The sequence below is a fragment of the Thermoanaerobacter kivui genome, from assembly GCF_000763575.1.
Taxonomy (GTDB): domain Bacteria; phylum Bacillota; class Thermoanaerobacteria; order Thermoanaerobacterales; family Thermoanaerobacteraceae; genus Thermoanaerobacter; species Thermoanaerobacter kivui.
In genome coordinates this window covers 203,430-219,816 of record NZ_CP009170.1, presented here as the reverse complement: position 1 = coordinate 219,816, position 16,387 = coordinate 203,430, and the positions used below count along the sequence as shown (strand labels likewise).

Genomic DNA, 16,387 nt, shown 5'->3' with positions numbered 1-16,387 from the left:
ATCACCCTTAATATTCCAGAATCATTCCATTAAAGAAGAGGTAAATATATTTTTCTTTGACTCTTTTGCCAGTAATCTTTTCTAAAGCCTTTGCATAAAGATCTATCTGCACTTTATATTTTTCTTTTATTTCCTCCATCATTTCCTCTGTCACATAATCCGTCTTGTAATCAATAAGGATTATTTCTCCCTCTTCTTCAAAAAAGCAGTCAATAATGCCTTGCACAGCTATAAATTCATTTTCGTATTCTTCAGGCAAATCTTTGTAAACTTCTGTACTTTTAATTTTTATATGGAAAGGCACTTCCCTTTTTACATTTTGAGAACTTAACATTCTCCTTCCAAGAGAAGCTCTAAAAAATTCTTCAATTCTTCTTATGTCTATCTCTTTAGCCTGTGCTTCTGTCAAAATCTCTCTATCCACCATATTCTTAATTTGCTTCTTTATGCCTTCTACACTCAAATCCCCATTTAAATCTAATTTTTGCATGACAAGGTGCATAGCTATACCTTTTTCGGCTGCAGTAAGTCCTTTTTTCTTTTCTAAAAAGGCAGGGATTTTAAGGACTGTTTTTTCAAATATTGAAGTAGTGTCCTCATCTATTACTTCTTCGTTTAAAATTCTTTTAATTTCTGTAACAGAAAGTTTCGCAGGCAAATGGCAGGCTTTTTCATAAGGATATACATAATTTAAACGCCTTGTCACTTCATCATAAAATTCACTGCTAGGGCTATCTAAATCTAAGTTTTCAAGCTTTTGCAATAAGTTTGTCTCTTCCTCAACCTGTTTTTTATCAAAAATCACATCTTTTTTATTCCAAATCCTTACCTGCCACTGTGAGCTATCCTCTTCCACAGCCACATATTGTACCTGTGCAAAATCCCTTAAAGGTTTTAAATCCGCATGCTTTATAACAGCAGGACCTATCCAATCTATATAACTTTTACTTCTTAAAATTTCATACTCAGGCACCTTACTCTCCAACATAGCAATATTGCACCATTTTTTCACTTTTCCCTTTATGTCTTTAACACTTCCAACTAATATTAACTTTTCTTTTGCCCTTGTCAAAGCAACGTACAAAACTCTCATCTCTTCAGAAAGGCTTTCTAACTTTATTTTGTTTTTTATTGCCTCTTTCACAATGCTGGGATAAGAAATTCTTCTCTTGAAGTCCACAAACTCAGGGCCCAATCCTAATAAATGATGGTACAATACGCTTTGACTTAAATCCTTTAAATTAAACTGTTTACCTAACCCTGCCACTATGACTACCGGGAATTCAAGACCTTTACTTTTGTGTATACTCATTATCCTGACTACATTTTCATTTTCTCCTACTATTTTAGCACTTCCCATATCGCCACTGCTGACTTTGAGGCGGTTTATAAAATTGATAAAGTTAAACAGCCCTTTAAAACTTGTTTCCTCGTACTGCTTTGCCCTTTCAAACAAAATCCTCAAGTTTGCCTGCCTCTGCGCTCCTTGAGGCATTGCCCCTACATAGGCATAATAACCAGTGTCTTGATATAAATACCACAAAAACTCATCCACCGGTATATAAATGGCTTCCTCTTGCCACTTTTTCAATGATTCTAAGAAACTTTTAGCTTTTTGCCCTAATTCATCCTCCCTTTGTGATACCTTTTTAAGTGCTTCATATATAGCTCTATTAGGCTCTTCTAACCTTATGTCAATTAATTCTTCTGGGGTAAAGGAAAAAATAGGAGACCTCAAAACTGCCAACAATGGAATATCTTGCATTGGGTTGTCTATCACCTGAAGGAGGGATATTATAGTCTTTATCTCCGTTGTTTCAAAGTATCCCGTTCCTGTGTCCGCAAAAGCAGGAATACCGGCATTTATAAATTCTTCTAAAAATACAGGTGCCCATCTTTCTGTAGCCCTCAAAAGTATTACTATATCCCTATACTCCACAGGCCTGTAATTTTTGAGGTTTTTATCATAAACCATAAAGGTATTTTTCTCATTTTGTGTAACTAATTCCTTTATCCTTTGAGCTACCACCTTTGCTTCTACTTGTATGTTGTCAATAATCTCTTCCTCTTCTTCCCCATAAACCTCTAATTCTTCCTCTTCAGGAGTTTCATCATTTTTCTCTATCAAATGTATTTCCACAGGTCCACCTACAATGGCATCAAGAGGAGGTGTTCCAAAATCTGCTCCACAATTTAACTTTTCTTCCTCTGTATAATCTATCTCACCTACATTCTTAGACATTATCTTTTTGAAAATGAAATTTACCGCATCTATGATTTGGGGTCTGCTTCTGAAATTTTTATAAAGCAGTATCTTTTTATTTTTATCTTCCTCTTTTGAAGAATAAGTATTGTACTTTTCAAAAAATATATAAGGATTTGCCTGCCTAAACCTGTATATGCTCTGTTTTACATCTCCTACCATAAACCTGTTAGGTGTGTCTTCTCGGGCTATAGTGCTTAGTATAACTTCCTGTATTAAATTAGAATCTTGATATTCATCCACAAAAATTTCTTGGAATTTTTCTCTATACATCAAAGCTGCCTCTGAAGGCTTCACATTCCCGTTTTCATCGACTTCTGTCAAAATTTGCAGTGCAAAATGTTCAATGTCATTAAAGTCTATAATGCTTTTTTCCCTTTTTTTATCAGCATATTTTTTATCAAAAAGTAAAATCAAATCCACTAAAGCCTTCATGTTAGGGTACAAAGCTTTAATTTCTTCTTCAATTTTTTCTATGTCATCTGAAAAAAACTTATTTCTTATCTCCTTAATTTTAGCTTTAACCTCATTTCTTATTTTTGTCACTTCATCTTTTACTTTAGGGTCTGCATCTTTACCTGCTCTGGGAAGTCTATCAAACTCTATAGCATTTATCTGTTTTCTAAATTCCTCCCAATTTTCACAGTCTAGAAGTTTTTCCAAATTTCCCGCCTCTATTTCAAAATTATCAAGATAGCTTTGTAGCCTATTTTCACTATGAAGTTTAGCAATTGCCACATACATTCCATTTAAAAGCCCTGACATTTCTACTTTTAAACTGTCTAAGATGACTGCAGCCCATTGCGATTTTTCAAAATTAAAATCTTCTTTAACTTCGAAGCTCAGTAATACATCTCCAAGCCATCTTTCAGGCCAGGGAAGTGATTTTACAAAGTCGTACAATTTTAAAAGAATATCTACAAGGGGTTTATCGTCCCTTGTGCCTCCATAACTTTCAACCAATGTCAAAAAATCTTCATTATCCTCTTTTTGATATAATTCCTCAAAAAGCTCCTCTAACGCCTCTAATTTTAAAAGTAAAGTTTCTGTATCATCCCCTATTCTAAAGTTAGGGTCTAAATCTATGAGAAAAAAGTTATTTCTCACTACTTCCAAGCAGAAGGAGTGAATTGTGGTGATTGTAGCTTTGTTAAGTAATGTTAGCTGATTGCTAAGCCGCCTGTCTTCCGGATTTTGCTCTAACTTAGAAATCAACGCTTCTGCTATCCTTTCTCTCATTTCAGAGGCAGCAGCATTTGTAAAAGTAACAACTAAAAGTTTATCAATATCTACAGGATTTTTGTCATCCGTGACAAGTTTTATGATTCTTTCAACTAAGACAGCCGTTTTGCCAGAGCCTGCACCTGCTGCCACCAAGAGATTACTGCCCCTTGTATTTATGGCCAGCTGCTGTTCATAAGTCCATTTGGTTTCCATCTGACTTCACTTCCTGTTCCAATATACTCCATATCTCCTCAACATCTTTACTCTTTATAACCCTGTACTCATTCCCTTTAAAATTCGTTTCAAATTGGCAGACAGAAGAGTAAGGGCAATATTTACAAGGAGTCTCTTTATCTTTTTTATATGGAGAAATTGAAATATCTCCTTCTAGCATCTGTTCGGTCAAACGCTGTATAGTTTTTTTGACGTGTTTTCTCAACAATTCAAACTGCTCTTTTGTAGCTCCTTTGGTGTTTTTGCCTACACTCCCGTCTTTATTGATTGTTGCTGGAATTATATAAGAAGTACCTTCAATTGATTTGTCCATCTCTTTTATAATTTGAGCATCATTTAAAACAAGCCCTTCCAGCCTCAATTTTTTAAAAATCTGCATTTGCAACTCTTCATCTGATATATCTTTATCTGCCTTTATAATCGGGTCATCTATTTTAAAGTAGAATATGCCAGCCGGATTTAAATTTGTGTTTCCCTTTATTGCACTTTCTAATATAGCATCTAAATATATCAAAAGCTGAAGTTCTAAACCATAGAAAACATCTGAAAGGTCTAAAGTTTTGTTGCCAGACTTGTAATCTATTATCCTTATATAGGCTTCATCCTCTTTTTCAAATATATCAACCCTGTCTATCCTCCCTATGAGATTTATCTCCTCACCGTTTGACAGCACAATCTTTATAGGAGGATACTTTTGGTTATCGCCAAAAGCAACCTCATGGTCTAAAGGCACAAAAGAACTTCTCTTTATATGCTCAGATACCACCCATACCGCATTAGAAAGCACTCTTTTTAACCTTTCAGCAAGATATTTGTATCTGGGGCTGCTGTTTAAAATATATCCTGGTATTTTTTGTATCATGTCATCCACAATAATAGCCACAGCCTCATCGCACCACTCTCTGTCAATATCCTGCCAAGTAAGTCCTTCTTCCTCCAGTGCTTTAGAAAACCTGTCAAGGACATTGTGCATAAAAGTCCCTAAATCAGGCGGTTCAAAACTATAGATTTTTCTTTCTTTCGCTTTAAGACCGTATTGCACAAAATAAGCAAAAGGACAAGCTGCGTATTTTTCAAGTCTGGATACGCTAAAATACATTTCATCCCCATACAACTTTTTTACCTTGTGGGCAGGTACTTTTTCAACCTGATTAGTGTAATAAAGTCCTTCTAAAGCCCTTGTCAATTTCGGCTTCCATGATTCACTTTTAGCATACCATTTATACACATCCAACCACAGAGGATGCATTTTATTTGTGATATCCCACATCTTAATTGACTTTATCATCTCATTAAAAGTGGGAGGAGGTGTTGAAACCCTATTTAAATTTTCTTCTTCCGTATCCATCTCCACCACATTGCTCAACTGCTTTATTCTAGGAAAAATCTTTTTCAAGCGGGAAATTATTATAGAGGGTTTTAAGCTTTTCCCTTCATGGTCAGCAATGGGATAACTTATCTTTAAAAATTTACTTGTGGAAGTCAGGGCAGTGTAGACTAAAAATTGCTCTTCAAATATCTTAGTCTTTGTATCTCTGTCCAACTCCACATTGTGGGAAGCTAAAATTTCCCTCTCCCCATCTGTCAAAATTCCTTCCTCAAAAAGAGAAGCAGGAAATATACCATCATTTACGCCGATTATGTAAAGAGCTTTTGCATTGTGACTTTTCATCTTATCGACACTGGTAACCAAAACTTCATCAAGTGCAGGAGGAATACTTCCAATTTGATATTCATCAAATCCTATGCTTAATATCTTTGCAAACTGCTCTGCTGTAACTTTTTCCTCCCCCATCACTTCTACCATTTGGTCTAAAACATCTACAACAATATCCCACACTTGTGCATATTGATTTGCCGTGTCAAATTCCTTTTCTTGTTTAAACTTTTCAATCAATTTTTCAATCTTTTGAGGCAATTTCATTTCAACTAAAAAATCATACAAAGTACCACAAGCTTCTTTAATATTCTTTGATTTAGAAAACTTCTTATAAAAATCCTGTAAGGGAGTTGCGATTTTTCCTTTTATCTCATTCACTCTCTCTATTATCTCTTTTTCATCTTCCTCTATTGAAAGTCTATCAAATCTGTAATTTAACCTGTAATTCCAAACTTCCTCTTTCCATTTATCTCCCTTTATACCGTTAGCTAAAACATAATTCTCAATAAGGTTTATGTCCTCTTTTTCTAAATCTGTAAAACCTGTCTTTAGGTATCTAAAAACAGACTCATAAGACCATCTTTTTAAATGAATGTCAAAAAGGGAGGTTATAAAAACGATGATGGGATTGTTTTTTATTTCCATCTTTATGTCTATAAAACAGGAAATTCCATATTGAGAAAATATAGCTTTTATGAGTTTATGATATCTATTTAAATCGCGAGTAGCTACCACAATGTCAGAATACCTAAACCCCTCATCTCTCACGAGCCTTATGATATCTCTTGCAGTCTCTTCAACTTCGCTATAGACATTGACAGCCTTAAATATGCTTATATCCTCTGTTTCTTTTAGATATACTTTGTAAGGGTAGGAAAAGAGATGTTTTTCTATAAAACTTAGTTCTTCACTTTCTTTAAATCTCTGTGGAATCCCTATATTCAAATTTACTGGTTTTTCATAGGATATATTATTTCTTTGACAAATCTCTAAAAGTTTGCTTTCTGTCTTTTTAGTGGTGTAAAAAAGGTCTGTAGTATCAATTTCAGCAGAGATATTAGAAGTGTCCATACAGAGAGTAATATTTACTCTTGATGCTTTTTTTAAAAGCTTTTCTATTACCCTGTACTGCTTTGGCGTAAAACCCGTAAAGCCGTCTATCCAAAATTCCGCTCCTTCAAATTGAGAAGAATATTCAAGTTTCTCTGCTAAAAGAGTCAACTCATCCTCTTGGTCTATATAATTTTGGTGTAAACTCTCTTCAAATTTAGAATATATTAAACTTATGTCTTTTAGTTTTTCTCTTAATCCTAAATTATCTATTGTTTCAGTTATCTCTAATAACTTTTCAGGAGTCACTTCAAATCTTTTAAGCTCTGTTATAACTTCTGAAACTTTTTTGATAAAACCCTGCTGCCTGGAGGCTTTAGAATAAACCTTAAGGTCTTTTTGTATGTCTTCCATTATTTTATAAATAAGCATTGACCTTCCGCAGGATTTCATGTGCTGACGGGTAAGACCTCCAACTTCTGTAAATACCCTATTTGCCAAAGTCTTAAAACTTAAAACTTGTGCCCTCATCTTTTCATCTTTTTCAATTGTATTTAAAAGATATTTTTCTGCCTCAAAGGTAAATTGTTCGGGGACAAGTAGTATAAGGAGGTGAGACTTTCCATCATTTAATTTTCTTTTTATATCGTTAAGGCAAAAAGTAGTCTTGCCTGTACCTGCTCTTCCATATATAAATCTTATACTCATATCGTCCACTCCTTTAAGCGAAAAGACATATCTAATATAAATGTTACCACATTATTAATGTTTGGTGAAGAGACTCAAACTATTGAATTATATTCTCGTTTTGTGGTACAATACATTACTGTAAATGGTCTAAAACACCACCCAAAAAGGAGTTGTAAAAATTGACACAAGATATACTGATGCTGCTTTTTAGTCTCGCTTTTATACTTTTTGCCTGTGTCTTATTTACAAACTCAATAGAATGGTTTGGGAAAAAGCTAAACTTAAGTCAAGGGGTTGTCGGAAGTATTCTGGCTGCTGTAGGTACAGCACTTCCAGAAACAATTATACCAATTATCGCTATACTTTTTTATGGAGGAAGGGAAGCAAGCCAAATAGCTACAGGTGCTATTCTGGGCGCTCCTTTTATGCTTTCTACCTTAGGATTTTTGATAACGGGTGCTGCCGTCATAATTTATTCTCTTTTCGGAAAAAGAACATTAAAAATGAATGCAAATAAAAAGGTATTTCGCAGAGATTTAATGTATTTTATTTTAGTATACACTGTTGCAATTTTTACCTCTGTTTTTAACCAATTTAATGAAGTGAGAACTTTTGCAGTTGTATTAATATTAGTATCATACGCTCTCTACGTAAAGCGCACTTTTTCAGACGAGCAGAAAATAGAAGAAAACATAGGAACTTTATATTTTACAAAAGTGTTTAGTGTAGACACCAACTTGTTTTGGATAACTACGCAACTTGCTCTTTCCCTTTTAGGAATAATTTTTGGCGCTCACTTGTTTGTAGGATATGTAAAAGATTTGTCTCACATGATGGGAATTTCACCTCTTATACTTTCAATTGTCATAACACCTATTGCAACAGAATTGCCTGAAAAACTCAATTCTATTGTATGGGTAGGACAAAAAAAAGACACCCTTGCACTTGGAAATATAACAGGTGCAATGGTGTTTCAGTCTTCCATACCAGTTACTGTTGGTATACTGTTTACCCCGTGGAACATAACAGGAATAGCTTTTTTAAGTGCCATGTTAGCTTTAACTTCAGCTATTTTAAATTTAATGTGGATAAATATTAGAAAGTCAGTCAATCCTTTTGTGCTGATGTTTGGAGGAGTGTTATACGGAATATTTTTAATCACTATACTTCATTAATTTATATCTTCGCCTCTATTGCTTACAAAAATACTTGTGTGTTATAATTTTAATAAAGTGAATAAAGTTTTTGACGGTTGGCAAGTTTTATAACTTGTTCAAGAACTATTGGCTTCTTGGGTGGGAAGCTCATCTTAAAGGTGAGTTTTTCCACCTTTCATTTTACAAAATAATACAAATAATAATGTAAAAGGAGGATGGATTGTGGTCATTGTTGCACTCTTAGTAATATTATTAATGATCCTAATTTTGCCTCTTGCAAATAGGCATATAGAACACAACATCGAATATTTTCTTTTTGCAATGGGAGTTGCTGCAGCATTTGTATCAGGAGTATTTTCTTATGACCTGATAGAACACATATTTAAAAATCATCTTTTGTATTTAATAACAGCAGCCGTATTTTTATCAGGACTTTTATTTGAGATATTTAAAGATAAATTTAAAAAATCTATAGGAACAGTAGTAACTCATATTCCACTTAAAATATTTATATTTTTAATCATTATTATCCTTGGCTTGACAGCCAGTATAATTACAGCCATAATAGCCTCAATAATATTAGTGGAAATAATTCACTTGTTGCCTTTAAAACACAAAGACAAAGTGGTGATTACTGTCATTGCCTCTCTTTCAATCGGCATGGGTGCTGCACTAACACCAATTGGAGAGCCTTTAGCCACAATAGTAACTTCAAAATTAAATGCAAACTTTTTTTACCTTTTCAATACTTTAGGCATTTACGTCATACCAGGTATATTAGCTTTGGGTTTTTTAGGTTTACTTTACATTAATAAATTAGAGATAAATAACCATTTCATTATAGAAGAAAATTATGTTAAAGAAGCAGAGGAAATTAAAAAAGTTGAAAGATTTCAATTTATCTTTATTCAAGCATTTAAAATTTTCGTTTTTATTCTGGCATTGGAACTTTTAGGTGCAGGATTCAAACCTATTATTGACAATTATATAATTCATCTTGATAGCCGACTTTTATATTGGATAAATATGGCCTCAGCAGTGCTTGACAACGCAACACTGGCAGCAGCTGAAATAAGCCCTGCTATGACAACAGAACAAATCCAAGCAATATTGATGGGGCTTCTAATAAGTGGCGGCATGTTGATTCCAGGAAACATACCTAATATCATATCAGCAGGAAAGCTGAATATTAAAAGCCGTGAATGGGCTTTGGTAGGAATTCCTCTGTCTTTAGTTGGTTTAGTTATATATTTTATCATTCATTTTGTAATTTGATTTTATTTTACTCTGTTTGTCAGTTTACCTATTCCCTCTATTTCAATAGTTACAACATCGCCTGATTTTAAGGGTCCAACGCCAGAGGGTGTTCCCGTCAATATGACATCGCCAGGGTTTAGCGTCATTATGTGAGATATAAAACTCACAAGTTTTGGAACGTTAAATATGAGGTGTTTGGTGTTGCTTTTTTGCCTTACTACACCATTTACATATGTAGTTATGTCCAAAGAAGAAGGGTCTAAGTCTGTCTCAATCCAAGGGCCTATAGGCAAAAAGGTGTCAAAAGACTTCGCTCTTGTCCATTGGCCATCTTTTGCCTGCAAATCTCTTGCTGTTACATCGTTAGCTATCGTATAGCCAAGGACATAATCTAACGCATCTTTTAAAGATACATTTTTCGCTCTTTTGCCTATTACAACAGCCAGTTCCCCCTCATAGTCAACCCTCTCTGACATCTCTGGAAGGACTATAAAATCATCAGGGCCAATAACTGCTGTTGAAGGTTTTATGAATAATGTCGGTTCCTCCGGCTCTTTGTCCCCCATTTCCTCTATATGATCCCTATAATTTAACCCTACACATATAGCTTTTGTAGGCAGGCAAGGAGGCAAAAGCTTTACTTCCTCCAAGTTATAAGAATAAAAGCCTTCACTTCCAAATGCAATAACTTTATCCCCTTCAATTACTCCATATTCATTCAACGCTTTATCTATTCGCACAAGCCTCACAATAAAACCTCCTTAAATTTTTAGATTTAAAAATATTTTACCACATAACTTATGATTAAAAAACAGCCTGTATTTACAGGCTTCAGACTATAGACAAACTTTCGAAAATAGGATATTTTGCATAAGGAACGACTTGTGACAAAGCGGCAACAAAACTTAGCAAGACCGAGGGTGGAGGCAGGGCCGTAGCCAAGGATGGCGGAGGCGGGCACCTGAGACAGGACGTCGATTGTGCCCGGTACCCTGCCGGAACCCGAAGGTCGAGCTTAGTTTTGTCGCTTTGGAACATCGGAGTGACGATGCAAAATATCCTATTTTAAAATTTTTGATTTTGTCAACAAGCTGTAGCCTGTATTTACAGGCTTAATTACATTTGACTTTTTATATACTCTCCTACCTTTTTGTCCTCTTTGCTTATGTGATTTATAAGCCAATCCACCAACGTTTTATTGACAAGCATTATAATTGATAAGTTTATGCCTTCTTTTTTTATTTTTTCGTCCAATTCCTCTACTTTTTTAATGAAATCTTCATGAATTTTTTTGTGTTCTTCATAGGAAGGGTATTGATATTTTTTCATGAGGTCTTCTTCAGCGCTAAAATGTTCTATAGTATAATCTTTTAAAAATTTCATCACTTCTTCAATTTTTTCTTTTCCTTTTTTCTGGTTGCAAGCCTCCAAAACATCATTTACTTTTTTTATTAACTCTTTATGTTGGCTGTCAACGAGTTCATTTCCAACTGATAAAGATTCAGTCCACTTCAATTACTCTCTCCTCCCGATTTTATCATTAACTACATTGTAAACTTTTATCGACAAAAAAGCAATATTAAAAAGGACAAACTCTTAAGAAAAATTAAGAAGTTTGTCCTTTTTTGTATTTTATTCGTATCTTAGAGCTTCAATTGGATTTAAATTGGCAGCTTTATTTGCAGGATATACGCCAAAGAACAATCCTACAATTACCGAGAAAGAGAAGGATATTAATACTGTAGAGAGAGAAGGCTTAGCATTTATATTCATAGCTGAGCCTAGTACCATCGACAATACGTATCCTACTATAATTCCCACTATTCCTCCTAATCCGCTTAAAGTTAATGATTCAATTATAAACTGAAGTAATATATCTTTCTTTTTGGCTCCTAATGCTTTTCTTATCCCTATCTCTCTCGTCCTTTCAGTAACAGATACAAGCATTATGTTCATTATCCCAATTCCACCGACTAAAAGGGAGATTCCTGCAATTCCTCCAAGGAGCAAGCTCAAAGTAGCAGTAACACTATTTACTGTAGATAAAATTTGTGATTGGTCCATTATTCTAAAGGCATTTGTATCGCCTTTAAATATCTGCAACAGTTTGCTGTTTATTTCGTTTTTAGCAAGTTCAACAGTATCTGGGCTTGTAGCTTCTATATATATTTGTCTTATGTCTCTATTTTTCGCAAAGTAGAACATTGTCTTAAGGGGTATAAATATTGAATCATCATCAGAACCTGCAATTGAAGAACCTTTTTGTGACAAAATACCTACTACCGTGAAGTTTTGGCCATTTAATTTTATAGTCTTGCCAATAGGGTCAGTAAAGCCAAAAAGCTCTCTCGCTACATTGCTGCCAAGAACTGCCACCTTGTTCCTTCCTTCATCATCCATCGGCAAAATGAATCTGCCAGCTGCTACTTGTAGATCGCGTATTGATTGATAATCTCCATTTACTCCATTTACTGTTGTGTTGTCCACTGAATTATTTCCGTACATAGCCGTTACACTGCTAGATATGACCGGAGATATAGCAGCTATAAAGCTTGAGTCTTTTAAAGCAATGGCTTGGTCATAAGTTAAAGAGCTTTCTCCCCCTCTCCCCATTACGTTTACCATTATGAGGTTTGAACCCATACTTTGTATCTGAGAAGTAATACTTCTTGTAGAGCCTTGGCCTATACTTACTAAGGCTATAACAGCTGTGACACCTATTATAATCCCCAACATGGTGAGAAAAGACCTCATTTTATTGCTTAAAATACTGCGTATAGCTATTTTCAAAGCTTCTACATATCTCACGGTGTTACCACCTCGTTTTCTAAAATGCGTCCGTCTTTTATTCTTACTATTCTTTTTGCTTGTGCAGCTATATTAGGGTCATGAGTTATGAGTACTACTGTGTTTCCTCTCTCATTCAACTCCTTTATTATTTTCATTATCTCACTACCACTTTTTGAGTCTAAATTTCCCGTCGGCTCATCTGCCAATATGAGATGGGGATTATTTGCTAGTGCCCTTGCTATTGCTACTCTTTGTTGCTGACCTCCTGATAATTCATTAGGTCTATGGTGCATCCTTTCCTTAAGTCCTACCATCTCTAATAGCATCTGGGCTCTTTGCCGCCTTTCTTTTGTAGGCACACCTTTGTATATCATAGGCAATTCCACATTTTCTAAAGCCGTCATTTTTTGAAGCAAATTGAAATTTTGAAAAACAAACCCTATTTCGCTACATCTTAAATCTGCTAATTGATTGTCAGAAAGTTTGCTTGTGTCTATGCCATTTAAAAAGTATTCTCCAGAAGTTTTTACATCTAAGCACCCTATTATATTCATTAAAGTAGTTTTACCTGAACCTGATTGACCGACAATTGATACAAATTCCCCTTTTTCAATGTCAAGGTTTATACCATCTAACGCTCTTACTTCATTTTCTCCCATTTTGTAAATCTTTGTTAAATTCCTTATTTTTATTAAAATGTTATCCATCATTTACCTCCCTGTGGAAGTGTTATTTTGCCCTGTCCCATTAAAGCTTCTGCCTTGGTAACTACCACCTTGATTAGTCATATTCTTGTTGAAATTGCCTTCTGGCCTAAAGCCACCCATTATACCAAAAGCACTTGGATTACGGTTATTTGCGTTTGTTGAGGAAATAAGTGTTGGAATTAATACTTTGTCTCCTTCCTGCAATCCACTCACGATTTCTATAAAGTTGTCGTTGTAAATGCCTGTCTCTACAAATCGCATGTTGTTCCTGAAAGAGTTCCTGTTATTAGTGCTATTGTTAGTGCTATTGATATTTTGATTTTTTAAATCGTCTGTGTAGAGTATTACGTATTTTCTATCACCGTTTGTCTGAACAGCTTGGATAGGAAGTATTAAAGCATCTTGTTTTTCTGCAACAGTTATTGAAACATTCATTGACATGCCTAAAAGTAAGTCTTCACTTGGCTCTACTTCAATAGTTACATTATAAGAAGCTACTCCGTTTTGTATTGTTGGAAGTTGTGATACTTGTGAAACAGTACCGGTAAAAGTCTTACCCGGTAAATTATCTGTCGTAAGCTGTGCTTGCTGCCCTACTTTTATATTTTTTATGTCTGTCTCGTCAACAGAAAGATTGACAACATAATTAGAATTGCCCACTATTACCGCAGTTTCTGGTTGACTCTCATAAGTAGATAATTGTGTTATATCTAAAACAGGCACAAAACCTGCTTGCTGCGATTGGCTATTAGTATTGCTTAGGTTAGTGCTCGCTACAGAAGTACCTAGTATATCTCCTTCGTTTATATTTTGGCTAAGGATCTTCCCATCTATAGGAGAGTAAATTTTTAAGTTATCAATTTGTTGCAAAATCTGATTGTAATTGTTTTGAGCTTGCTTCAGTTTTAATTCGGCATTTTTTATTTGTGCATCACTTATATTATTCGAGGATAGTTTTATTAAAAGTTGGCCTTTTTTTACATTTTGTCCCTGGGACACATATACTTTTTCTACTGTACCTGCAATTTGTGCTGTAACATTAACTGAATTTTGAGTAGTTTGCCCATTATTTTCTGCAGTTTCATTCTCTTTTGAATTATCCCCAATTATTGCAACAGGCATACCTGGAGTAACATCCTGTCCTTCTTTTACTAATACCTGTACAACTCCATCAGAAGGTGCAGTTATACTCAACTTAGCAAGGCTATTATTATAATTTTGCTTTTCTTGATTTAATTGCTGCTGTGCTAAATCAAGATTTAATTTGGCTTCTTCAAGCTGATTATTTAAATCGTCATCTTCAATTTCGTATAATAGGTCTCCTTTCTTTACAGTATCTCCTACCTTAAAATACACTTTCTTTACTGTTCCACTGCCTTTTAACGTAATTGCTCTTACATCGCCACTTAAGTTTCCTGTCCCAGTGACTTCCATAGAAATATTACCACGAGTAACTGTAACATATGAAAGCTGCTGGGGTTGTGATGATTTTGCCCTGTTTACAAAGTAAAAAGTGGCAATTCCAATGATTAATACTGCAACAATCGCATATAAATATTTCCTCTTCATAAATCCACCTCTTCTAAAAAATTGATGTATAATTAAAATATCAAAAAATTGTTATGTAAAAATTAAGAATATGTGATAAATTTGTGTAGTCTAAACTTTTATATATTTCCATCTACCCGCTTTAAACCTATAGCTATACATTACTGACCTTACAACAAAGTCGATACATATACCAATCCATATTCCATATACTCCCATACCAAACACTTTACCAAGAATATATCCAATAGTCACTCTAAAGAGCCATAATAACAATAGGTACTGCAAAAATATAGCCCAAAGTAGTGAGTCCTATAAAAATAGCAATACTCATAATAAGTGACTGCATAACTGCAAGGCGAGCCCCTTCTTTGTCTTCTTCACCAATAAGCCTCGCTACAATTACTGTGGAACCAGTGGCAAGCCCTGAAAAAATTGCTTGAAAGAAAAAAATAAGGGAATTAATCATCCCAACAGCCGCAATCGCATTTGTTCCAACACGTCCTACAAATATAGTAGATACCATTCCAACTGCCATTATAAGCATTTGTTCTGTTATAGAAGGCCAAGCCAATTCTATAATTTCTTTAGCAACATTGCGCTTATGCCTCTCTTTTGCTTCCAATTTAATCCCTCCGTTGCTTCGTTTCCTCATTTAAAAGTTCACTTGCTTTTTTCACTACTTCCTGCCCCATCTTTTTATTTATTTCTCTAACTACATTTTCTGCCTTAATAAATTTAATAACCCTTTTATCCAAAAAGGACAATTGCTCATATTTTACTGCACTCAAGTTAGAAACAGATAGACCAATAAGCCTTATATACTGGTCTAATTTTAGTCTTTCAATAATTTCGTAGGCTACATCGTATATGTCCTCACTTAATCGTATATATTTATTTAATGTCTTGCTTTTGGTGTGAACTGCAAAATCTGGTGTCTTTATCTTAACAGTAACCGTTCTGGCATAAAGTTTCTCTCTAACTAATTCTTCCGATATTATGTCGGAAAATAATTTCAAATAATGAAGTAAAAGCTTTTTGTCCTTTGTATCCTTTTCCAGTGTCTTTTCCTTTCCTATAGACTTAATCTCCCTCATAGTTTCAACAGGCCTCTCATCAATGCCCCTGATTCTTAAATATATTTCCACACCTACTTTACCAAAAATTTCGACAAGATTCTCCTGTGACAGTTTTAAAAGGTCATCTATTGTATTTATTCCCATAGATTTAAGTCTCTCTTCAGATTTTTGCCCTATGCCATGAACTTTAGAAACAGGAAGTGGTTTTAAAATGTCGGGAATCATTTCTTCTGTTATGACCATAAATCCGTCTGGCTTATTCCAATCAGAAGCAAGTTTTGCAAGAAATTTGTTATAGGAAACTCCCGCAGAAATGGTAAGCCCCGTCGTCTCTTTCACTTTCTTTTTTATTTCCAGGGCAATAATCTCTGGATTTTTGTCAATATCTGTAACATCAAGATAGGCTTCATCTATAGACATAGGTTCTACTAAAGGAGTTATACTGTACAAAATATCGAAAATTTGAGCAGACACTTCTTCATATCTTTTTCTCCTTGCAGAAAGAAAAATACCGTGTGGACACAGCTTTTTCGCCATGTACATCGGCATTGCAGAATGTATCCCGTATTTTCTTGCTTCATATGAGCAAGTTGAAACTACTCCTCTTTCAGACAAACCGCCTACAATGACAGGTTTTCCTTTATACTCTGGATTATCATGCTGTTCTACGGATGCAAAAAAGGCATCCATATCAACATGAATAATCTTTCGCTTCATAATCATCCCTC

The 16,387-nt window shown here is 34.6% G+C and carries 10 protein-coding genes, 1 pseudogene and 1 other annotated feature; of the genes and pseudogenes, 2 read left to right on the top strand and 9 right to left on the bottom strand.

Going from position 1 to position 16,387, the window contains the following annotated elements; translation table 11 throughout:
* Positions 1-7: 7 nt before the first annotated feature.
* Entirely contained in the window at positions 8-3,700 is a 3,693-nt protein-coding gene (gene addA, locus TKV_RS01060) for a helicase-exonuclease AddAB subunit AddA (protein ID WP_049684400.1), read from the bottom strand.
* A complete protein-coding gene (gene addB / locus TKV_RS01055) occupies positions 3,678-7,139 on the bottom strand; it encodes a helicase-exonuclease AddAB subunit AddB (protein ID WP_049684399.1) in 3,462 nt (1,153 codons plus the stop codon). The genes addA and addB overlap by 23 nt, the downstream gene beginning before the upstream one ends.
* Positions 7,140-7,300: 161 nt before the next feature.
* Between addB and TKV_RS01050 the strand changes: the two genes are divergently transcribed.
* Together TKV_RS01050 and TKV_RS01045 are read left to right on the top strand one after the other, a co-directional pair.
* Entirely contained in the window at positions 7,301-8,296 is a 996-nt protein-coding gene (locus TKV_RS01050) for a sodium:calcium antiporter (RefSeq protein WP_084574150.1), read from the top strand.
* A gap of 75 nt (positions 8,297-8,371) precedes the next feature.
* Positions 8,372-8,426: a sequence feature (sodium ion sensor (DUF1646 type); this cis-regulatory element may regulate processes involved in with the transportation of sodium ions), on the top strand.
* Between the two features lie 74 nt (positions 8,427-8,500).
* Positions 8,501-9,553: a DUF1646 family protein gene (locus TKV_RS01045; protein WP_084574148.1), complete on the top strand. Its 1,053-nt coding sequence runs from the start codon at positions 8,501-8,503 to the stop codon at positions 9,551-9,553.
* Between the two features lie 2 nt (positions 9,554-9,555).
* Here TKV_RS01045 and TKV_RS01040 read toward each other — a convergent pair whose 3' ends face one another.
* From TKV_RS01040 to TKV_RS01010, 7 genes and pseudogenes are all read right to left on the bottom strand, one after another.
* On the bottom strand, positions 9,556-10,284 hold the full coding sequence (locus TKV_RS01040; RefSeq protein WP_049684398.1) for a fumarylacetoacetate hydrolase family protein: 729 nt from the start codon (positions 10,282-10,284) through the stop codon (positions 9,556-9,558).
* A gap of 367 nt (positions 10,285-10,651) precedes the next feature.
* Complete coding sequence (locus TKV_RS01035) at positions 10,652-11,050, bottom strand: bacteriohemerythrin (RefSeq protein WP_049684397.1); 399 nt, start codon at positions 11,048-11,050, stop codon at positions 10,652-10,654.
* Positions 11,051-11,167: 117 nt separating this feature from the next.
* Complete coding sequence (locus tag TKV_RS01030; protein ID WP_049684396.1) at positions 11,168-12,343, bottom strand: ABC transporter permease; 1,176 nt, start codon at positions 12,341-12,343, stop codon at positions 11,168-11,170.
* Entirely contained in the window at positions 12,340-13,032 is a 693-nt protein-coding gene (locus TKV_RS01025; protein ID WP_049684395.1) for an ABC transporter ATP-binding protein, read from the bottom strand. Before TKV_RS01025 ends, TKV_RS01030 begins: the two co-directional genes overlap by 4 nt.
* A gap of 3 nt (positions 13,033-13,035) precedes the next feature.
* Positions 13,036-14,601, bottom strand: coding sequence for an efflux RND transporter periplasmic adaptor subunit (locus tag TKV_RS01020; RefSeq protein ID WP_049684394.1), 1,566 nt, complete (start codon positions 14,599-14,601; stop codon positions 13,036-13,038).
* Positions 14,602-14,851: 250 nt separating this feature from the next.
* Positions 14,852-15,205 (bottom strand): annotated as a pseudogene (locus TKV_RS01015) (MATE family efflux transporter); the annotation flags it as partial.
* A 1-nt stretch (position 15,206) separates the two neighbouring features.
* Positions 15,207-16,376, bottom strand: coding sequence for a DNA polymerase IV (locus tag TKV_RS01010; RefSeq protein WP_049684393.1), 1,170 nt, complete (start codon positions 16,374-16,376; stop codon positions 15,207-15,209).
* Positions 16,377-16,387 lie beyond the last annotated feature (11 nt).

What these genes read in the sequence shown, in the direction of transcription:
- addA (WP_049684400.1), bottom strand. Translation starts at nt 3,700, where the DNA reads ATGGAAACCAAATGGACTTATGAACAGCAGCTGGCCATAAATACAAGG.
- addB (WP_049684399.1), bottom strand. Translation starts at nt 7,139, where the DNA reads ATGAGTATAAGATTTATATATGGAAGAGCAGGTACAGGCAAGACTACT.
- TKV_RS01025 (WP_049684395.1), bottom strand. Translation starts at nt 13,032, where the DNA reads ATGGATAACATTTTAATAAAAATAAGGAATTTAACAAAGATTTACAAA.
- TKV_RS01020 (WP_049684394.1), bottom strand. Translation starts at nt 14,601, where the DNA reads ATGAAGAGGAAATATTTATATGCGATTGTTGCAGTATTAATCATTGGA.
- TKV_RS01010 (WP_049684393.1), bottom strand. Translation starts at nt 16,376, where the DNA reads ATGAAGCGAAAGATTATTCATGTTGATATGGATGCCTTTTTTGCATCC.